Origin of the sequence: Eudoraea chungangensis, from assembly GCF_029360665.1 — a bacterium.
Taxonomy (GTDB): domain Bacteria; phylum Bacteroidota; class Bacteroidia; order Flavobacteriales; family Flavobacteriaceae; genus Eudoraea; species Eudoraea chungangensis.
This window is the reverse complement of record NZ_JARDUB010000003.1, coordinates 1-20008: the sequence shown is the minus strand read 5'-3', so window position 1 is coordinate 20008 and position 20008 is coordinate 1. Positions and strand designations below refer to the sequence as shown.

Annotated in this window: 19 protein-coding genes; 15 read left to right on the top strand and 4 right to left on the bottom strand. The window is 36.5% G+C overall.

The window, feature by feature from the left end:
* Positions 1 to 7 precede the first annotated feature (7 nt).
* The 5 genes from PXG98_RS06925 (at position 8) to serA (ending at position 5119) form a co-directional block, all read left to right on the top strand.
* Positions 8 to 469 carry a methyltransferase family protein gene (locus PXG98_RS06925; protein WP_276389871.1) on the top strand — a complete coding sequence of 154 codons (462 nt, stop codon included), beginning with the start codon at positions 8 to 10 and terminating at the stop codon, positions 467 to 469.
* Positions 470 to 563: 94 nt separating this feature from the next.
* A complete protein-coding gene (locus PXG98_RS06920) occupies positions 564 to 1172 on the top strand; it encodes a hypothetical protein (protein WP_276389870.1) in 609 nt (202 codons plus the stop codon).
* Entirely contained in the window at positions 1172 to 1870 is a 699-nt protein-coding gene (locus PXG98_RS06915; protein WP_276389869.1) for a DUF3307 domain-containing protein, read from the top strand. Before PXG98_RS06920 ends, PXG98_RS06915 begins: the two co-directional genes overlap by 1 nt.
* Before the next feature lie 4 nt (positions 1871 to 1874).
* On the top strand, positions 1875 to 3029 hold the full coding sequence (locus PXG98_RS06910; RefSeq protein WP_276389868.1) for a cellulase family glycosylhydrolase: 1155 nt from the start codon (positions 1875 to 1877) through the stop codon (positions 3027 to 3029).
* A gap of 197 nt (positions 3030 to 3226) precedes the next feature.
* Positions 3227 to 5119: a phosphoglycerate dehydrogenase gene (gene serA / locus PXG98_RS06905; RefSeq protein ID WP_276389867.1), complete on the top strand. Its 1893-nt coding sequence runs from the start codon at positions 3227 to 3229 to the stop codon at positions 5117 to 5119.
* Positions 5120 to 5139: 20 nt separating this feature from the next.
* Here serA and rlmH read toward each other — a convergent pair whose 3' ends face one another.
* Positions 5140 to 5613 carry a 23S rRNA (pseudouridine(1915)-N(3))-methyltransferase RlmH gene (gene rlmH, locus PXG98_RS06900; protein ID WP_276389866.1) on the bottom strand — a complete coding sequence of 158 codons (474 nt, stop codon included), beginning with the start codon at positions 5611 to 5613 and terminating at the stop codon, positions 5140 to 5142.
* 83 nt (positions 5614 to 5696) lie between these two features.
* Here rlmH and nadC point away from each other — a divergent pair, with 83 nt between their 5' ends.
* Genes nadC through priA form a run of 3 tightly spaced genes read left to right on the top strand, consistent with a single transcriptional unit; the run spans position 5697 to position 10032 of the window.
* On the top strand, positions 5697 to 6554 hold the full coding sequence (gene nadC, locus PXG98_RS06895; protein ID WP_276389865.1) for a carboxylating nicotinate-nucleotide diphosphorylase: 858 nt from the start codon (positions 5697 to 5699) through the stop codon (positions 6552 to 6554).
* The gene (locus PXG98_RS06890; protein ID WP_276389863.1) at positions 6555 to 7517 is read left to right on the top strand and encodes a YihY/virulence factor BrkB family protein; all 963 of its coding nucleotides are present in this window, start codon (positions 6555 to 6557) and stop codon (positions 7515 to 7517) included. It abuts the gene before it with no gap.
* A gap of 58 nt (positions 7518 to 7575) precedes the next feature.
* Complete coding sequence (gene priA, locus PXG98_RS06885) at positions 7576 to 10032, top strand: replication restart helicase PriA (RefSeq protein ID WP_276389862.1); 2457 nt, start codon at positions 7576 to 7578, stop codon at positions 10030 to 10032.
* Here priA and PXG98_RS06880 read toward each other — a convergent pair whose 3' ends face one another.
* Entirely contained in the window at positions 10033 to 10725 is a 693-nt protein-coding gene (locus PXG98_RS06880; protein WP_276389861.1) for a LytR/AlgR family response regulator transcription factor, read from the bottom strand. It lies immediately after the preceding gene.
* A gap of 240 nt (positions 10726 to 10965) precedes the next feature.
* On the opposite strand from PXG98_RS06880, the gene rpsF reads away from it, so the two are divergent.
* The 6 genes from rpsF to hisS all read left to right on the top strand — a co-directional run bounded on the left by rpsF (position 10966) and on the right by hisS (position 17293).
* Positions 10966 to 11304 carry a 30S ribosomal protein S6 gene (gene rpsF, locus PXG98_RS06875; protein ID WP_276389860.1) on the top strand — a complete coding sequence of 113 codons (339 nt, stop codon included), beginning with the start codon at positions 10966 to 10968 and terminating at the stop codon, positions 11302 to 11304.
* A gap of 4 nt (positions 11305 to 11308) precedes the next feature.
* A complete protein-coding gene (gene rpsR / locus PXG98_RS06870) occupies positions 11309 to 11605 on the top strand; it encodes a 30S ribosomal protein S18 (protein ID WP_276389858.1) in 297 nt (98 codons plus the stop codon).
* A gap of 12 nt (positions 11606 to 11617) precedes the next feature.
* Positions 11618 to 12070: a 50S ribosomal protein L9 gene (rplI, locus tag PXG98_RS06865; protein WP_276389856.1), complete on the top strand. Its 453-nt coding sequence runs from the start codon at positions 11618 to 11620 to the stop codon at positions 12068 to 12070.
* A gap of 96 nt (positions 12071 to 12166) precedes the next feature.
* Positions 12167 to 15343, top strand: coding sequence for a TonB-dependent receptor (locus PXG98_RS06860; RefSeq protein ID WP_276389854.1), 3177 nt, complete (start codon positions 12167 to 12169; stop codon positions 15341 to 15343).
* 41 nt (positions 15344 to 15384) lie between these two features.
* The gene (locus PXG98_RS06855) at positions 15385 to 15855 is read left to right on the top strand and encodes a DUF6495 family protein (RefSeq protein ID WP_276389853.1); all 471 of its coding nucleotides are present in this window, start codon (positions 15385 to 15387) and stop codon (positions 15853 to 15855) included.
* Between the two features lie 61 nt (positions 15856 to 15916).
* Positions 15917 to 17293 carry a histidine--tRNA ligase gene (gene hisS / locus PXG98_RS06850; RefSeq protein WP_276389852.1) on the top strand — a complete coding sequence of 459 codons (1377 nt, stop codon included), beginning with the start codon at positions 15917 to 15919 and terminating at the stop codon, positions 17291 to 17293.
* Here the strand turns inward: hisS and PXG98_RS06845 are convergent.
* Positions 17288 to 17836, bottom strand: coding sequence for an NUDIX hydrolase (locus PXG98_RS06845; RefSeq protein WP_276389851.1), 549 nt, complete (start codon positions 17834 to 17836; stop codon positions 17288 to 17290). The two genes, hisS and PXG98_RS06845, sit on opposite strands and share 6 nt — an antisense overlap.
* 37 nt (positions 17837 to 17873) lie before the next feature.
* Positions 17874 to 18962 (bottom strand): M42 family metallopeptidase, encoded by a 1089-nt coding sequence (locus PXG98_RS06840; RefSeq protein WP_276389849.1) that lies wholly within the window; start codon positions 18960 to 18962, stop codon positions 17874 to 17876.
* 115 nt (positions 18963 to 19077) lie between these two features.
* On the opposite strand from PXG98_RS06840, the gene PXG98_RS06835 reads away from it, so the two are divergent.
* Entirely contained in the window at positions 19078 to 19752 is a 675-nt protein-coding gene (locus PXG98_RS06835) for a DUF4294 domain-containing protein (protein WP_276389848.1), read from the top strand.
* Positions 19753 to 20008: the final 256 nt, after the last annotated feature.

Here is a 20008-nt window from a genome sequence, read left to right as displayed (position 1 = left end):
CAGTCTTATGGATCAACTAAATCTTAAAATACCTCCCGTTCTAGTCTTTGGGATTTTTGCATTACTTATGTGGATGCTCAACTTACTCTTGCCCGTTGGAGGCTTTGATTTCTATGGACGCATATTCTTTTGTAAGCTTTTTGTTATCCTAGGCATAGCCCTGGGAATAATATCGCTTCTTCAGTTTTACAAATTTCGCACAACAATTCACCCTAAAAAGTTGTCGAAGGTTTCTAATCTGGTCACTACGGGTTTGTATAATTTCTCTAGAAATCCCATGTATTTGGGACTTTTGCTTTTTTTGCTAGCATGGGGCTTGTGGTTAGGTAACGCTTTTAATATTTTACTGGCCGCAGGTTTTGTTGGTTATATGAATAGATTTCAAATTTCCTTAGAAGAGAAAGCGCTTCTTGAACGCTTCGGGAAAGACTATAAAAATTATTGTATCCTGGTTAGAAGATGGTTCTGAATCCAAGACTACAAGTATAAGGAAAACAAGAAATAAATAATATTATTAGTAATTATGTTAATATTTTTATATATTAGCTTATATCCTTATAAAAATGCTTGCAGTACTGACTGGCGATATAGTAAATTCAGAAAAAACTGGAACTGAAAAATGGATGCCCTTGTTAAAAGATTACCTCCGTAAAGTAGGAGAATCTTCACGTAATTGGGAAATCTATAGAGGGGATGAATTTCAATTATCAACTTCTCCAGAACTGGCCTTAGAGACTGCTATCGGAATAAAGGCACTAATCAAAACAATTCCATACTTAGATGTACGAATAGGCATTGGCCTGGGGGAAGAAGAATATCAAGGTGCTGGTATTACGGATTCTAATGGATCTGCTTACAGAAGGTCGGGGAGAACACTATCCAGACTGAAGGAAGAGGGAGTAAACTTGGGCATTAGTACTGGTAATGCACATGAGAAAACTTTAAACCTTCTATTCAAGCTGGCGTTAGATTTTATGGATTCCTGGAGTGTCGTTTCAGCCGAAATTATTCTAATTAGCCTCCAAAATCCGAATTGGAAACAGCGAGAAATCGTTGAAAAACTCAAGATAAAACAGTCTGCTGTTAGTCAGCGCCAAAAAAGAGCGCGACTTAACCTTGTGCAAGAACTGCTAGAATACTATAAGGAAACGGTTAACAAATCTGATTTTTAATGCTTATTACTAAACTTCTTCTTGCCCATATTTTAGGCGATTTTGTTTTTCAACCAAAAAAATGGGTTGTACATAAAGAAGTGCATAAAATAAAATCAAAATACCTGTATTTCCATATTTTAATTCATTTTACCCTGACCCTTCTTCTTTTGGGGAATATAAAGTATTGGAAAATTGCTCTTATCATAGCGGGATCACATTTGCTGATAGATATTTTAAAGCTGTATACAGCCCCCCTCTTTCATAAACAGGCAATACCATTTTTACTAGATCAATGCTTACACCTTCTGGTTTTATACCTATGCGCATATCACTCCAATCTTTTAGAGCATTCCCTTTATTTGTACCATCACATCAACTGGGCCCTTGTCACGGCTTTAGTATTTGTAACATATCCGGCATCGATAATAATGAATGTGCTTTTAGAACGTATGTCAAAACAAATAAGTCTTGATCATAAATCTCTACAAAACGCCGGCAAGTATATTGGTATATTGGAACGACTTTTTGTTTTTGTATTTATTGTAATGGGCAGATGGGAGGCAATAGGATTCTTGATTGCCGCTAAATCGGTGTTCCGATTTAACGACTTAAAGGAAACAAATAATAGAAAACTAACAGAGTATATTCTTATAGGTACCTTATTAAGCTTTGGTATGGCATTGATGACAGGAATACTTTACACTTCAAATACTTGACCTAATGAAAACTATCTGCTGTTTAAGCCTAGTTTGCCTGATTGTGTTGGCATGTGGCGATTTAAAAAAAGAAAGCCACAAGGTCAACTCTAGTGAAAATAATTATCGTTGGTCCAAGGAAAAGGCATGGGACTGGTACAACGAGCAACCTTGGTTTGTTGGGTCAAATTTTAATCCCAGTACCTCCATCAATCAATTGGAATTTTGGCAAGAAACAACTTTTGACCCGAAAACAATCGAGAGAGAATTAAAATGGTCTGCCGAACTGGGTATGAATTTGCATAGGGTGTATTTACACAACCTGCTTTGGAAACAAGACTCCATAGGTTTTTTAGATAGACTAAACACTTATTTAACCCTAGCCAATAAATACCAAATAAAAACCATGTTTGTCCTTTTAGACGATGTATGGCATCCCGTACCCAAGTTGGGTAAGCAGCCAGAACCGATAGTTCGTGTGCATAATTCGGGTTGGGTGCAAGCCCCCGGAGCGGAAATACTAAGAGACAGTAGTCGGCATAATGAATTAAAACCTTATATCCAAGGAGTTGTTTCCAAGTTTGCCAATGATCCTAGAGTTGTTGTTTGGGATGTATATAATGAGCCCGATAATGTTGCTCAACAACCGGGGCGCAAAGCACTTGAAGTACCAAACAAACATATCTACTCTTTGGCACTGCTTAAAAAAGTTGTGCATTGGGTCAGAGAGGTTAAGCCATCCCAACCTCTTACTGCAGGTATTTGGAAGGGAAATATTGCCAATTGGGGAAACCCGGATAGTCTTTCCAAATTAGATAGATTTATGGTGGAACATTCAGACGTAATATCTTTTCATGCCTATGATGGGGATTCGGTTAAGGTTAAGACTAAAATAAAGGAGTTGCAAAATTACGGCAGACCAATTTTGTGTACAGAGTATTTAGCCAGAGGAGTAGGGAACACCTTCGAAACAATCTTACCCATATTTAAGAAAGAGAAAATAGCAGCAATCAACTGGGGTTTTGTGGCCGGCAAAACCAATACCATATACCCCTGGATTAGCTGGGATTCTAGCTTTGTACACGAACCAGATGTCTGGCATCATGACATCCTAAGACCGGATGGCTCGCCTTATTCCCAAGCAGAAACAGACTTTATTAAAGAAGTTATTGGATATTGAAATAGCGGGATAGTTCGCTGTTAACAAAAACAGTTTTGATTTAACAAGTGTTTGTTTAATTAAAAGCAATTTATGTCCTCATTTGTTATAATTGACGAGTTGCTCGATATCTTTAATAACTTAGTCTATTTTTGATCTACTTTAAACTTGTTGGATTAAATAAATTTTTACTTTTACATGCAAAATTTTCAAGAAGTATGTTAGATGTAGGCAGAAAATACGTATTTGATTTTGATAGTACCTTAACTAGGGTAGAAGCACTGGATGTTTTGGCCGAGATGACCTTACAAGGTAAAGCTAATAGAGATCAGGTAATACATGAAATACAAGAAATAACGAATTTAGGGATTGATGGGGACATTTCGTTTACCGAATCCTTAGAGCGAAGAATAAATTTATTAAAGGCGCACAAAGATCATTTAGATCCTCTCGTGGAAGAACTGAGACAGAAGATATCTAAATCCATAGAATCTAATAAGGAGTTTTTTGAAAAGTATTCAGAAGATATATATGTCATTTCTTGTGGTTTTAAAGAATTTATTGATCCAATTGTAAAAGACTACAATATTCCTTCGGAAAGAGTTTTTGCAAATACCTTTAGTTTTGATGATCTAGGAAATATCGTTGGGTTCGATAAGGAGAATGTTTTGGCTACGCATAACGGGAAGATAGAATGTTTAAGAAGGTTAGACCTTGATGGAGAAGTACAGGTCATAGGGGATGGCTATAGCGACTATGTAATGCGTGAAGCTGGGATAGCGCATAAATTCTTTGCATATACCGAAAATGTACACAGAGATAAAGCAGCCGACAATGCTGATCATGTTGCTCCAAATTTAGATGAGTTTCTTTTTGTAAATGATTTACCCAGAAACTTATCTTATCCTAAAAATAGAATAAAAATACTTTTACTCGAAAATGTTCATCCAGCTGCTTTTGACAATCTATCTAAGGACGGGTTTTCTGTAGAATTGGTTGATCACAGTTTGTCTGAGAAGGAGTTAATAGAACGAATTAAGGGGGTTCATGTTTTGGGAATTCGTTCAAAAACTAAGCTTACTTCCAACGTGTTGGATGCTGCTGACAAACTACTAGTTGTCGGAGCCTTCTGCATAGGTACTACCCAGATAGATTTGGAATATGCTAAAAAGAAAGGGGTTGTTGTTTTCAATGCACCCTATAGTAATACGCGCTCTGTAGTAGAATTAGCAGTAGGACAAATGATTATGCTAATTCGAAATATTTTCCCCAGGAGTACCGAATTACATCAAGGGCAATGGAATAAGACAGCAAGTAATTCTAAAGAAATTAGAGGCAAGAATTTAGGTATTGTCGGCTATGGAAATATTGGAAAACAACTTTCTGTTCTTGCCGAAGCAATGGGCATGAGGGTTTATTATTATGATATTGAAGATCGCCTTGCAATGGGAAATGCGGTAAAATGTGAAACTTTGGAAGACTTGTTAAACGTTTCCGATATTATTTCACTGCACCTGGATGATAATAAAGCAAATATCAACTTTATCGGAGAACGCGAGTTTAATCAAATGCGTGTAGGGGCAATTCTCATAAATCTATCCAGAGGCTTTGTTGTAGATATCCCAGCCTTAGTAACTGCATTAAAGGGAGGTAGACTTTCTGGTGCCGCCGTAGATGTTTTTCCAGAAGAACCAAAAACAAATGGTTCATTTATAACTGCATTACAGGGAATCCCTAACGTCATCTTAACACCGCATATAGGTGGAAGTACTGAAGAAGCACAAAGGGATATTGCAGATTTTGTGCCCAATAAGATAATGTACTATGTTAATTCTGGAAATACGGTGGATGCAGTGAATTTTCCAAACATTAGATTGCCAAAACAAACGAATGCGCATCGTTTCTTACATATTCATAAAAACGTTCCCGGAATAATGGCTAAAATTAATGAGGTTCTGGCCACCTACGAAATGAATATTGCAGGACAATATCTATCTACCGATAGTGAAGTTGGCTATGTAATTACGGATATAGATAAGGACTATAACAAAGAGGTAGTAAAAGCCTTGAAAAAGGTAGAAAATACCATCAAATTCCGAGTACTATATTAGGTGTTTTAAACAATGCAGTCTTATTCGTGATGGTAAGGCTGATTGTTGAGTATACTATATCCCCGGTATAATTGTTCAACTAAAAAAAGACGCACCATTTGATGCGAAAAGGTTAGTTTGGAGAGGCTTATACTGCCGTTAGCTTTTTTCTTAAAATTCTGGCTAAATCCATATGGACCTCCAATTATCAGCACCAGTTGTTTAGTTCCCATATTCATAACTTTTTGGAGTTGCTGGGCAAAACCCTTGGAGCTGTATTCCTTCCCCTTTTCATCCAAGATAAATACCATGTCGGACTTCTGAATATGTTTGGATATAAGTTCAGCTTCTTTGTTCATCTGATCGAAATTAGATAAGTTCTTGCTATTTTTTACATCGTTTAAAACCAACAATTCAATCTTTACGTAGAAGGCCAGTCTTTTTAAATACAAATCAATAAGTTGTTGCAATTCAGGCTGATCGGTTTTCCCAACGGCTATTATCTTTATTCGCATGCTTCAAAGTTACTATTTGTATAATTTGAAATTCCATTTTGGCTGGAGTTTTTACTAATTTAGTGCTATCTAAGAAAGGCAAAATGATATCACCTGAACAATTTCAATTAGAGATAGATTTAATTATTGCAAATGCAATTCGGGAAGACGTAGGTGATGGTGATCATAGTTCCTTGGCTTGCATACCTGAAGATGCGCAAGGCAAGGCCAAATTACTAGTAAAAGAGGACTGTGTTTTAGCGGGGGTCGACTTTGCTATACAGACATTTAGATATATAGATGCAAATTTAAGAGTAGAAGTATTGCTACAAGATGGTACAGAGGTACAAGTAGGTGATATAGCCTTTTATGTTTCTGGAAATTCTCAATCCATATTAAAAGCCGAGCGCCTTGTTCTAAATGCAATGCAGCGTATGTGCGCAATAGCTACACAAACCAGAACATATGTAAAACTTTTGGAAGGCACACAAACCAAGATACTAGACACCAGAAAAACTACACCAGGTATTAGAGCTTTAGAAAAATGGGCTGTTAAAATCGGGGGAGGAGAGAACCATAGATTTGCTCTTTATGATATGATTATGCTGAAAGATAACCATATAGATTTCGCAGGGGGAATAAGTTTGGCAATAGCCAAAACAATGAATTATTTAGAAAGGACTAATAAAGATTTGAAAATTATTGTAGAGGCAAGAAATCTGAAAGAGGTAGAGGAGATTTTATCTAATGAGGGCGTTTATAGAATTCTTTTAGATAATTTCAATTATGAGGATACAAAAGAGGCGATAAGGCTTATAAATGGAAGTTGCCTTACTGAGTCTTCCGGCGGAATAAACAAAGATACCCTGAGAGAATATGCACTATGCGGAGTAGATTTCATATCCTCGGGAGCCCTAACACATTCTGTTTATAACAAAGATCTAAGTCTAAAAGCCGTTTAGATGTCAGCAGAAATTGAGGCAAAATTAGACAAGATTCCTATTATAAATTGGTTCGTAAGACTATTAAAACGCGTAAAACTATATGCTTTTGAAGGTCTTTCTCTATACGATCTTATTGAGATGTACATCATTGGTATAGTTGAAGGAGCTCTTTCTACAAGGGCCAGCTCAATTGCCTTTAGTCTTTTTATGGCTCTGTTTCCTCTTTTACTTTTCCTAATTACACTTATCCCGTTCGTTATCCCCTATGTCAGTGTTGGCAATGAAAACTTTGACTACCAGTTTTTATTATTTTTAGAATCGTTTTTACCCTCTGCTACCGGCGATTATTTTGAGGAAATATATAATCAAATTAAATTTCAACAAAGGGGAGGTTTACTGTCTTCCACCTTTTTGTTATCGATCTTTTTAATGACCAATGGCGTAAATTCAATTTTTGCCGGTTTTGAATACTCCTATCATATAAAACTCACAAGAAATTTTTTTAAACAGTATGCCTATGCTCTGATGGTGGGTTTTTTATTGTCTGTTTTACTTTTAGTTGGAGCTATCGGTTATGTATATTTTGAGTTTTATATTCTCGGATACCTTGGTACACTCACAACCCAAGCATCCGGACAGGAATATTCCAATTGGAGCTTGTTTAATGCACAATTAGGCAAGTATCTGTTTTTTGTTGTTTTGTCTTATTTAACAACTGCAGTGTTGTATTACTTTGGTACCCATGAAGGAAAAGAAGCCAAATTCTTTTCATATGGAGCCTTAATGACCACCTTATTATTTTTGTTAACCTCGTATTTGTTTGGGGTGTATATTGAAAATTTCTCGAAATATAATGAGCTTTATGGTGCCTTAGGCGGATTAATGATCTTGATGGTTTATATATGGCTTAATTCCAATATACTCTTGTTGGGATTTGAATTAAATGCAACGCTTAACTTTTTGAGAAAAAAACACGAATAGTGTTTTGTTAATTTGTCTGTGAAACACTAAGAATCTTTCGGCTACCTAAAGAATGGAGATGAAAATATTTGCCAATGTTATTTTGCCTATACCCGTTGAAAGGCTTTTTACCTATAGTCTTACCGCGGAAGAGGCTAGTAGCTTAGCCCCTGGTTTTAGGGTTGCTGTACCTTTTGGAAAGAGTAAGATATACACGGCCTTGGTTTATGAAATCCATAACAATCCGCCTCAGGCCTATGAAGCAAAGCCGATCCATGATATCTTGGATTCCACAGCTGTTGTGACCAATACGCAAATAAAACATTGGCTTTGGATTTCCGAATATTATATGTGCTCTCTGGGAGAGGTTTTTAGAGCTGCAATCCCAAAGACGTTTATTCTGGAAAGTGAAACATCCATTCAATTAACTAGCTTGGAAAATTTAGAGGAGTCGGTTTTGCCAGACGATGACTTTCTGGTGGTAGAGGCCCTCAGGCATCAACCAACTTTACTTGTAGAGGATATTATAAATATAGTAGATAAGAAAAATATCTTTCCGATTTTAAATAGACTTCTAAAGCTGGGGATTATTCATGTACAGGAAGAAATAAAGGAGCTTTACAAACCTAAAATGGAGAAGTATGTGCAGCTTAGTGAAGACTATGAAGAAGACGATAAATTAGAGGATCTACTCCGTTCTTTGGCAAGAGCCCCTAAACAAAGTCAGGCCGTATTAATGTTGTTTCAATTAGAGGGTTCTACAAAAAAGCCAGTTAAATTCGCAGATTTGGAGAAGGAGGGTAACTTAAGTAGAGCCGTAATTAAATCCCTGCTTAAAAAAGGGGTATTTAAGGAATACTCTGTCCAGAGAGATAGAATTGAGTATAAGGGATCTAAAGAATTATCTGCGCTAAAAACACTAAATGACGATCAAAACAGGGCTTTGTTAGAAATTAAACAACAGTTTAAGGATAAACCAGTGGTACTTTTAAAAGGAGTGACCTCTTCCGGGAAAACTGAGATTTACGTAGAGTTAATAGCATCATGTATAGCAAAAAAACAGCAAGCGCTTTACTTGGTCCCTGAGATTGCAATTACTACACAATTAATTAGGAGGCTAGAAGAGTATTTTGGTCCAAAAATAGCAGTTTTTCACTCAAAGTATAATTTACAAGAAAAGGCGGAAATCTGGAAAAATGTATTATATAATTCCGATAAAGCCCAGATTATCCTTGGGGCACGCTCTTCAATTTTCTTACCATTTAAAAATTTAGGGCTAATCATAATAGATGAAGAACATGAAGTATCTTTTAAACAATTCGACCCCGCTCCCAGGTACCATGCCAGAGATTCTGCCATCGTACTCGGAAATTTGTTTAATTCTAAAATACTACTTGGTTCGGCGACCCCCAGTATTGAGAGTTATCACAATGTATTACAGGGAAAATATGGCTATGCACAGATAGACAGAAGATATGGCAACGTTCTATTGCCAGAAATGGAACTGGTGGATATTCAGGAACAGCGCAAGAAGAAGCGGATGCAGGGCCATTTCTCAGAACGACTAAGACTTGAAATTGAAGCGTCACTTGCCGAAAAGTCACAAATAATACTATTCCAGAATAGAAGAGGCTTTGCGCCTATATTAGAATGTAATTTTTGTGGACATAGTCCTCAGTGCATCAACTGTGATGTTAGTCTAACGTTTCACAGGAATCGAAGTCAACTCAGATGTCACTACTGCAGTTATCATATCAGTCTTCCTGTCAGCTGCCCGGCTTGCGGAAGCAAAGACTTGGATACAAAAGGATTTGGGACCGAACAGGTAGAGCAAGAGCTGATAAGTATGTATCCAGAGGCAAAAGTAGGAAGAATGGATTATGATACAACCAGGGGAAAACATGCATATGCCAAAATTATAGAAGCTTTTGAAGCACAAGAATTAGACATTTTGGTTGGAACGCAAATGCTAACGAAGGGCTTAGATTTTAGGAATGTCACCTTGGTTGGTATCATGAATGCGGATTCTCTTTTGAATTTCCCTGACTTCAGAGCTCATGAACGAACCTTTCAAATGTTGACACAGGTCTCAGGGAGAGCAGGAAGAACAAAAAAAAGAGGTAAGGTCATAATTCAGACCTATAATCCATACCATCAAATTTTAAAACAAGTCACAACAGGAGATTTTGAAGGAATGTTTAAGGAGCAACTCTACGAACGATCTCAGTTCAAATACCCTCCTTATAATAGAATTATTCGTCTTACTTTTAAACACAAAGACTACAATAAGCTCAATGAAGCCTCTTTATGGTTTTCACAGGCTTTAAGAAACTTGCTCGCTGCCGAAGTTCTGGGACCAGAGTATCCTGCTATATCACGAATACGAAACCAGTATATTAAGCATCTATTAATAAAAATTCCAAAAAAAGTTCCTTTAGTACAAACCAAAAAAAACATCAAAAGAATTCAAAACTCTTTTGATGCTATTTCACAGTACAGAAGTGTACGCGTAATTTACAATGTAGATTATTTCTAATTATACATTACTCAAGGCTTCTGCCAATTCTGTCTTTTTATTTCGGCTAAGTGGAATAGATCTTCCACTTACTTCTACGTTTTTGCTATTGAATTTCTCGATTTTTTCGAGGTTTACAATGTAAGACTTATGTATACGGAGAAATTTATCCTCCGGTAATTGCTTTTCAAATGCCTTCATGGTAGACAATATTACAATATTAGCTTCATCAGTCACAAGCTTAATATAGTCACCAAGAGCTTCTATCCATTTAATATCGTTTAAAATAACCTTCCTTTTCTTCAGATTACTTTTTACAAAGATATGTTCCTCATCTTCGTTAACCTTATGCATTTGCTCATACTTGGCAACAGCACGTTTTACGGAGGCATCAAATCTTGCCATGGTAATAGGCTTGTGCAAATAATCGGTTACATCATAATCAAATGCCTTAAGGGCATAATCTGGCTTTCCAGTGATTAAAATTACCTGAGGTCTATTTTCAAGGGACTCTAGTAGGTCAAAACCATTAATAATTGGCATCTCTACATCCAAAAATATCAAGTCAATTTCATTATTCTTGATACCATTTTTTGCTTCAATGGCATTACTGTAGTCAGCGACTAATGCCAAGTTAGGGTGATTATTCACTAATTTTGCAACGGCCATACGCTGCATAGATGAATCATCAACAACAATACTTCTTAGTTTCATAAATGGGTTGATTTGTGGGGTTAAATCATCGACAAAGTACCGAAAAAATCAGTTGAACTGCAATAAAAGTTGTAAACACTGCTGATTTTTCTGTGTAAATGGTAAATGATTAATCATTTTAAAGTTATAGGTTAAGTTTAGATTTTATGATTCTTGTAAGCTATAACGAAGATTTTCTCATTTTCTTGTAATTAGAACTAATTATTATTACTTTTGCGCTCCTTTTAAAACAATTATATTATGAACAATTATGAAACTGTTTTCATTCTAAATCCCGTTCTATCAGATACTCAGATAGAGGAAACAGTAAAGAAATTTGAAGATTTCTTGACTAAAAATGGCGCTAAAATAGTGGCCAAAGAAAATTGGGGGCTAAAGAAATTGGCCTATCCGATTCAAAACAAAAAGAGTGGTTTTTACCATTTATTTGAATTTACAGCTTCTGGCGAAACCGTTGCTCCTTACGAGCAAGAATTCAGAAGAGATGAGCGTGTAATGCGTTTTTTAACTGTAAAGCTAGACAAGCATGCCATTGAATGGGCAGAAAAAAGAAGAACCAGATTAAAAGCTAAAGCATAATTTTATGGCATCAATAGAACAACAAGCGAAAGGCAAGAAAGATGGGGAAATTAGGTATTTAACCCCTCTTAATATCGAGACTAACAAGCAAAAGAAGTATTGTAGGTTCAAGAAATCTGGTATCAAATATATAGATTATAAAGATCCTGATTTCTTAATGAAGTTAGTAAACGAGCAAGGAAAATTACTTCCAAGAAGACTTACAGGTACTTCCTTAAAATATCAAAGAAAGGTGGCTCAGGCAGTTAAAAGAGCACGCCATATAGCCTTAATGCCTTATGTAGGCGATTTATTAAAATAAAAATAGCAGATCATGGAACTTATATTAAAAGATGACGTCCAGAACCTTGGTTTTAAGGATGACGTAGTTAAGGTTAAAAATGGTTATGGTAGAAACTACCTAATACCTCAGGGTCTTGCTATGATGGCAACACCTTCTGCTAAAAAAGTACTTGCAGAGAATATCCGTCAAAAAGCGCATAAGGAGAAAGAAATAATTGCTAAAGCAAACAAAACCGCTGAAGCACTTAAAGAACTTCAAATAAAAATTGCTGCCAAAGTTGGTGCCGCAGAAAAATTATTTGGATCCATTTCTAATATCGATGTTGCGGACGCTCTACATAAAGAAGGTCACGAAATAGACAAGAAATATATTAGCATCAAAGGAGGAACCATAAAGAGAACGGGTCCTTATGAAGCAGCTATTAGGCTACACAGAGATGTAGTTGTGGAATTCCCATTTGAAGTGGTGGGTGACAAAAAATAAGTATTTCAATTTTTTATTGTAAAAGAGCTATGATATCATAGCTCTTTTTTTATTATATTCTAACGGATTTCTTCAATCTAACTAACCTAAATTACTATGAAAAACAAACTGTTTTGTCTGTTGTTGTTTTTAGGTGCCATGACGTCCTTGATGGCACAGGTAACCACATCAAATATTAGAGGTGCTATCGTTGATGATCAAGGTATACCTTTATTAGGAGCCAATATAGTCGCTATTCATATGCCCACCGGAACCAAACATGGAACCGTAACTAATGAAGACGGAAGATTTAATCTTGTTAACCTCAGAGTAGGAGGGCCTTATGAGCTAACTATCAGTTATATAGGGTTTAAATCGCAAACGCAAAATGATATCTTCCTTTCTTTAGGTAAGACCTATAATGTGGATGTTCAAATGGCAACCGATAGTGAACTTTTAGACGAGGTAACTGTGGTTGGAGACAGAACAGGAACTTTTGGTAGTGACAGAACAGGAGCGGAAACCAGCGTAGGAAGAAATGAGCTTACCAAATTACCTACTATTTCAAGATCGGCAAGTGATTTTACTAGATTAGATCCTACAGCTTCTAACGGAGCTTCGGGCCAGTCTTTCGGAGGAAGAAATGACCAATACAATAATTTCTCCTTGGATGGTGCCATTTTTAATAACCCTTTTGGTTTGGACGCAGCTACCCCAGGGGGGCAGACAAATTCACAGCCCATCTCTTTAGATGCAATTGATCAGATACAGGTTACCACGGCACCGTATGACGTTACCCTATCAGGTTTTACTGGGGCTTCTGTAAATGCCGTTACTAAAAGTGGAACTAATGAGTTTTATGGAACAGCCTATGGCTTTTTCCGAAATGACGATTTAACAGGGGGTAAGATTAATGGCGATAAAGTATTTAAAACAGGTCTTGAACAGTATCAGTATGGTCTCAGTATAGGAGGTCCTATTGTTAAGAACAAGCTATTCTTTTTTGTCAACCTAGAAAAAGACCAATTAACCTCTTTAGGTACAGACGGATTTGTTCCTAATAGAGGAACAGGGGAGATAAATGAAAGTCGCGTTCTTGCCTCAGATTTTGAGCTCGTGGACAATTTGTTACGCCAGGTAGTTATTGGACAAGATGGAAGCGGCAATGATATTTTTTATAACCCAGGAAGATACGAAGGTTTTAACTTTGATCAGGAGTCTACCAAAGGTATTTTTAAGATTGACTGGAACATAAACGACAATAATAGACTAGCCGTTATCTATAACTTTTTGAAGGCCTCAAAAGGAAAACCTGCGAATAGAGATGCGATTACTTTTAGAGGGCCGAATACACAAACTCTTCAGTTTGAAAATGCCGGTTACGAAATAAACAATAATATAAATTCTATTCAGGTAGAACTTAACACTAAACTTTCTGAGGAAGCTACCAATAAATTGCAATTTGGATATACCCATTTTGATGATTTTAGAAACCCATTCTCAACACCTGCACCAAGTTTAGTTATACTGGATGATACAGGTAGTTCAAATTACATCATTGGCGGTCACGAACCTTTTTCAATAAATAATACGCTAGATCAGAAAGTCTTGCAAATTACTAACAATTTAAACTTCTTTAAAGGAGACCATACCTTTACGGTAGGTTTTTCATTTGAAAAGTTCGAGTTTGATAACTCATTTAATTTAGGGGCCTACGGGGCACAGGGAGTATTCTTTCCTACCACAACTATTACAGATTTTCCGGAGTTTGCCAGTTCAGGAGCCTTACAACAGGCTTTTGACGACGCTATCGCCACTAATAACGCGTTTAATGCGGCTGGCGTGGGAAACCCAGGAGGTTGGGCATTGGCAGAAACTAATGTTGGGCAACTATCGTTTTATCTTCAAGACCAGTGGGACATAAAAGAAAACTTTAAGCTAACCTATGGTATCCGCTTCGATAAACCGCTTTATTTTGATACCGCAGCTAAAATAAGAGAAAATATTGAAAGAAAAGGGGGAGATTCAGGAACTTATATACCCTCTATACAATACTTTGATCCGGACACGGATGAACCTATTTTCTTAGATTCTGAGCAATTACCCACCAATAAGATTTTAATTTCTCCAAGAGTAGGGTTTAACTGGGATGTGAATAATGATAATACGTTGCAAATTAGAGGAGGTTCCGGAGTTTTTACGGGCCGTTTTCCATTTGTTTGGTTGGGGAACCAAGTACAGGGCTTAGACTTTTTCTTCTACCAAATCGTGGATCCTGATTTTCAATGGCCACAGGTTTGGAGAACTAATGTAGGTGCCGATAAACGTTTCGATAACGGACTTATCCTAACAGCTGATGTTTCATATACCAAGGATATAAACGCAGCCCACGTGCAGAATTGGGGATTAAAATCTCCTTCTGAAACATTAGCTGGCGTTGATAATCGTGCGGTTTACTCTAACGATGATAAATCTCAAATTTTTGGAGGACCAACTAATGCTTATGTTTTTACCAATTCAGATCAGGGAAGAATTTGGAATGCATCAGTAAAAGGACAAAAGACCTGGGATAATGGTATATATGCCATGCTCGCCTATAGCTTTTTAAATTCTAAAGAAGTTAACTCAATTGATGCAGAAATCACCGGGGATGCTTTTGCTGGGAACGCAGTAGTTGGGAATGCCAATAAAGACGTATTATCTTTTTCTAGATATGGGGATAACCACAGAGTAATTGGGGTGATTTCTAAAGGTTTTAAAACGGGTACAACGGTATCAGCATTTTTTGAATATGCGAAAAGTGGACGGTATAATTACATTTATGGTGGTGACATCAACAACGATGGGTCTAGTATAAACGATCTGCTGTATATTCCAACGGCAACAGAACTCTCACAAATGAACTTTAGTGGCCCCGGACAAGCTGAAGCTTTTGAAGCATTTATTCAACAAGACGATTATTTAAATGGTAGAAGAGGGCAGTACGCGGAAAGGTATGGGGCATTGGCACCATGGAGAAGTACATTCGATATAAAGGTATTGCAAGACATTAAAATTAACGAAAAGAACAAGTTCCAAATAAGTCTTGACATACTGAATTTTGGAAATCTTTTGAACTCCAATTGGGGAGTGGTACAGGCTCCTTCGTTTGATCAGTTGATGGGAGTAACCATAGATGAAAACAATGTGCCAACCTATACTTTTAATCCTTCCAACACAAGTACCTTCAATGCAGTTACTTCTGAAATATCACGTTGGAGAGCACAAATTGGAATTAGATATCTTTTTAATTAATAAGTATTTTACGGCCATTGGCCAACAGCTATTTTTTTGGGATGAAATATACGCGTTTAACCAAACAACAGTTAGAGGAATTGCATACAGAGTTTATCAATTTTCTAGCAACTCAGTCCATTACTGCAGATGAATGGCAAGAAATTAAACAAAATAAACCAGAGGTTGCAGAGGATGAATTAGATGTCTTTAGCGATTTAGTTTGGGAAGGGGTACTCCAGAAGGTTTCCTATTTAGAAAATGTTTCTAAACAACATATGCATTTGTTCTTCATGGCAGAAAAGGAAATGAAATTGGTGTCTATAAAGGTCTTAAACCCAGACATAGACTTAACAACTTCTTTGGGGTTTAATTGGTTTAAAAAAAATTGGCAATCCGATTTTGTAGAATACCTAACAGCCTCTAAGGCATATTCTGAGGATAAAAGTTTAGATATTTTTGGACTAATACAAGAAGGTGCTGTAATTACTAAAGGCGATTTATATCAATGGTTTGATAAGATTATAGGATAAATTGTGCGTTCATTTAATCAGCTTTCCAGAAACCTCTATCTTTGTAAACTAACCGGAACCTATGGCAAGTAAACCTTCTATACCAAAAGGAACAAGAGATTTTTCTCCAAAAGAAATTGCAAAACGAAACTATATTTTCTCTGTAATAAGGAAGCATTTCGAACTATTTGGATTCCAACCCATAGAAACACCTTCATTCGAAAATCTCGACACGCTTTTGGGTAAATATGGCGAGGAGGGAGATCGTCTGATATTTAAAATTTTAAATTCAGGAGATTTTTTAAACAAGGTAGATGAAGAGTTATACAAAAGCAAGAATTCTTCAACATTAACACCACGTATTTCAGAGAAAGCCCTACGCTATGATTTAACCGTGCCTTTCGCTCGCTATGTGGTAATGCATCAGAATGAAATTAGCTTTCCCTTTAAACGCTATCAAATACAACCAGTATGGAGGGCAGACAGACCACAGAAGGGAAGATTTAGAGAGTTTTACCAATGTGATGCGGACATGGTGGGCTCTAGTTCCTTGTTGCAGGAGATAGAATTGATTCAGCTGTACAATTCCGTATTTAACGACTTAAAGCTGAAAGGCTCCATTGTTTATATTAATCACCGAAAAATTTTATCCGGAATTGCTGAGGTAATAGGTGAGAAGGAGAAGTTGATACCTTTTACGGTAGCCCTAGACAAGTTAGATAAAATTGGGGTAGATAAAGTAATGACCGAAATGTTGGCTAAGGGCATTTCTCAGGAAGCCATTAATAAGGCTAATCCATTGTTTTCTTTGCGTGGTTCTAATACCGAAAAATTAGCTGTTTTAAAGGAGTTTTTAAAAGACTCTGAAGAGGGATCAAAAGGAATCGAAGAGCTAGAATTTGTACTGCAAAGGACTTCGGATTTAGAAGCAGCAAGTATTCAATTAAACTTTCAGGTAACCTTAGCTAGAGGTCTTAATTATTATACGGGTGTAATACTTGAAGTAACTCCTCCGCATGGTGTAAAAATGGGTTCTATAGGTGGCGGTGGTAGGTACGATCATCTCACGGATATTTTTGGGTTGAAAAATGTGAGTGGTGTTGGTATCTCTTTCGGATTAGATAGGATTTATTTGGTTTTAGAAGAATTGAATCTTTTTCCAGCCGATATAGCACATAATCTGGATGTGCTAATTTTAAATTTTGGAAACAAAGAGGCATTGGAGGCAATGAAAATCCTCGGGAAATTGCGTGGTAATGGTATCAGGACAGACTTGTATCCCGATACAGTAAAGGTGCAGAAACAAATGAAATATGCAAACCAAAGGCAGGTTCCGTACATAATACTATTAGGAGAGCAAGAATTGGAAGCAAATGTATTTGTAGTCAAGGATATGAAAAAAGGCCTTCAAACCACCTATCCTATTAATGAAATAGATCAATTTCTAGCTACTCTATAAACTCCTTTTAATAGACTTAATTACTGCGGCATAGTATTCCTTATCGTGGGGGACATAAGGTTTTGGATTAGCTATTCCCCAAGTTTCCTCTGCAAATTTTTGCAGTGGTATAAGTTTTAGATCCTTAACTTCTTCTTTTTGTTTTCTTAATTCATGAATTTCTTTTTCCAGAAGGCATAGGAAAGTATGATGATATTCGCAGTCCAATAAATTTTTATGGTGTTCCTGAACAGATTTAAAGACGCCAAGTTTTTGTAATTTATTCTTTGTAATACTGAGCCCTATTTCTTCCTGTATTTCTCTTAAAGCAGCATCAGAAATAGCTTCCCCTGCCATAACATGACCAGCAACGGAGACGTCCCAAAGAAGAGGGAAGGTTTTTTTCTGCTCCCCTCTTTGTTGTAAAAGGACTTTTCCATTTTTGGTATAAAACCATATATGTACAGTGGCATGAAATATTCCTTTTTCATGTGCCTCTGATTTTAAAACAACCTTGGCCGTAGGAGCTCCATTTTCATTTAATACATCTACCCATTCTTCCATGACCAATAATTTTGAATCTTTTCTTTTTCAAGGGAATTTAATCGAAATAACTAAAGGTCTCCCCATTTTTAATTTGTAGTAAGGATTCGTAAATAAGTCGAATTACATTTTCTACGTCATCCTTGTGAACTGTTTCAACTGTCGTATGCATATAGCGCAAAGGCAGGGAAATAAGTGCGGATGGTACGCCGCCATTACTATATGCAAAGGCATCCGTATCTGTTCCTGTAGCTCTTGAAGCTGCCATTCTTTGAAAAGGAATGTTGTTAGCTTCAGCGGTTTCAATAATTCTTTCCCTGAGTTTATTTTGTACTGCAGGGGCATATGAAATAACCGGACCTGCTCCCATTTCTGTATGTCCTTGTTGTTTTTTGTTTATCATAGGAGTGGTGGTATCATGACAAACATCTGTTATTATGGCAGCGTTTGGTTTAATGGTTTCCGTAATCATTTCGGCTCCTCTTAGACCTATCTCTTCTTGTACGGCATTGGTAATATATAACCCAAAAGGAAGTTTTTTCTTGTTTTCACTTAAAAGTCGTGCTACTTCTGCAATCATAAAACCTCCTGCCCGATTATCAATTGCTCTACAAACAAATTTATTGCCATTTAAAATTTGAAATGTGTCTGGATAGGTAATGACGCAGCCGACATGAACCCCCATTTTTTTCACTTCGTCTTTGTCCTTTGCCCCAATATCAATAAAAATATTATCTAGTTTTGGTGGCTCTTCTTTTGCCCTATCTCTGGTATGAATTGCAGGCCATCCAAAAACACCTTTTACAATGCCATTTTTGGTATGAATGTTTACCCATTTTGAAGGGGCTATTTGGTGATCACTGCCACCATTACGTATTACATAGAGCAAACCGTTGTCCGTTATGTAGTTTACGTACCATGAAATTTCGTCCGAATGTCCTTCAATAACAACTCTATAGGCTGCATCCGGGTTAATTACCCCAACCGCTGTTCCATAAGAATCCGTAATAAAAGTATCTACATAGGGTTTAATATAATTCATCCAAAGCTTTTGCCCTTCCCATTCATATCCTGTTGGGGAGGCGTTGTTTAGATATTTTTCAAAAAAGTCTAAGGATTTTTTAGTGATTATTTTTTTGGCGCTCATATATGTTTTAGTTTAATACAAACTTAATAATATTCACTTTTATTTAGGTGTTCGGTATGAGGTTTATACGTAATTTTGGCAAGAATTTTGAAAAGTGGTTACTGTGCGAAAAATTATGTTGTTACTTTTTTTGGTAGGTATAACTTTTACTGGCCAGGCGCAAGTAGAGGAAATGCCAATGGATTCTATTACTGAGAAAATGATCATTGTAGAAGGAGATTCTATTTTTCAAAATTATATACCCCTAAATGAAGTGTATATTTTTGGCAAACTGGAATTTAGTTCTTACCAGGAAAAACTACGCTATTATATTTTAAGAAGAAAGACTTTAAAGGTTTATCCTTATGCAAAATTGGCTTCTGAAAGACTGGAAGACTTAAATGATAGCCTGGCCTCTATAAAGTCTAAAAGGAAAAGGAAAAAGTATACCAAGGAATTACAGAACTATATAGAAGGGGAGTTCTCAGAAGAATTAAAAAAGTTAACTCGTACAGAAGGACAGATTCTGGTAAAATTAATTTACCGTCAGACAGGGACCTCTGCTTATGATTTGGTGAAGGAGCTCAGATCTGGATGGCGTGCATTTTGGTATAATACTACCGCGAAAATGTTTAAGATAAGTATTAAGGAGGTCTATAATCCTGAAATGGTGCACGAAGACTATCTTATAGAAGATATTTTACAAAGGGCCTTTGCAACAAATAGGTTACAAAGACAGGAGACAGTTTTGGACTACGATTATTCCTCATTAACGAATAAGTGGGGCAAGATGGAAAAGAATAAAAAATAGTTGCAGGAAACCATTAAATAGTGTAGATTTATAACCCTTTTTTATTTTGACATTCTTGTCAAAAACCTAATTATTAGCGCATTAAAAATTAGGGTGAAATTTATTTCATAAAAATACTTAAAATTAGTTTTTAATTTAAAAAAGGTGTTTATATTTGCAGCCGCTTAGGCAGGGATGTGATGTATAGATGGGGTAGAGTTTGAGCGTTAAAGGAAGTTCATTGACATATTGACAGACAGCGTTTCTTATATAGTTA

Coding starts and splice junctions, on each gene's coding strand:
- PXG98_RS06925 (WP_276389871.1), top strand. CDS start 8: ATGGATCAACTAAATCTTAAAATACCTCCCGTTCTAGTCTTTGGGATT.
- PXG98_RS06920 (WP_276389870.1), top strand. CDS start 564: ATGCTTGCAGTACTGACTGGCGATATAGTAAATTCAGAAAAAACTGGA.
- PXG98_RS06915 (WP_276389869.1), top strand. CDS start 1,172: ATGCTTATTACTAAACTTCTTCTTGCCCATATTTTAGGCGATTTTGTT.
- PXG98_RS06910 (WP_276389868.1), top strand. CDS start 1,875: ATGAAAACTATCTGCTGTTTAAGCCTAGTTTGCCTGATTGTGTTGGCA.
- serA (WP_276389867.1), top strand. CDS start 3,227: ATGTTAGATGTAGGCAGAAAATACGTATTTGATTTTGATAGTACCTTA.
- rlmH (WP_276389866.1), bottom strand. CDS start 5,613: ATGCGAATAAAGATAATAGCCGTTGGGAAAACCGATCAGCCTGAATTG.
- nadC (WP_276389865.1), top strand. CDS start 5,697: ATGATATCACCTGAACAATTTCAATTAGAGATAGATTTAATTATTGCA.
- PXG98_RS06890 (WP_276389863.1), top strand. CDS start 6,555: ATGTCAGCAGAAATTGAGGCAAAATTAGACAAGATTCCTATTATAAAT.
- priA (WP_276389862.1), top strand. CDS start 7,576: ATGAAAATATTTGCCAATGTTATTTTGCCTATACCCGTTGAAAGGCTT.
- PXG98_RS06880 (WP_276389861.1), bottom strand. CDS start 10,725: ATGAAACTAAGAAGTATTGTTGTTGATGATTCATCTATGCAGCGTATG.
- rpsF (WP_276389860.1), top strand. CDS start 10,966: ATGAACAATTATGAAACTGTTTTCATTCTAAATCCCGTTCTATCAGAT.
- rpsR (WP_276389858.1), top strand. CDS start 11,309: ATGGCATCAATAGAACAACAAGCGAAAGGCAAGAAAGATGGGGAAATT.
- rplI (WP_276389856.1), top strand. CDS start 11,618: ATGGAACTTATATTAAAAGATGACGTCCAGAACCTTGGTTTTAAGGAT.
- PXG98_RS06860 (WP_276389854.1), top strand. CDS start 12,167: ATGAAAAACAAACTGTTTTGTCTGTTGTTGTTTTTAGGTGCCATGACG.
- PXG98_RS06855 (WP_276389853.1), top strand. CDS start 15,385: ATGAAATATACGCGTTTAACCAAACAACAGTTAGAGGAATTGCATACA.
- hisS (WP_276389852.1), top strand. CDS start 15,917: ATGGCAAGTAAACCTTCTATACCAAAAGGAACAAGAGATTTTTCTCCA.
- PXG98_RS06845 (WP_276389851.1), bottom strand. CDS start 17,836: ATGGAAGAATGGGTAGATGTATTAAATGAAAATGGAGCTCCTACGGCC.
- PXG98_RS06840 (WP_276389849.1), bottom strand. CDS start 18,962: ATGAGCGCCAAAAAAATAATCACTAAAAAATCCTTAGACTTTTTTGAA.
- PXG98_RS06835 (WP_276389848.1), top strand. CDS start 19,078: ATGTTGTTACTTTTTTTGGTAGGTATAACTTTTACTGGCCAGGCGCAA.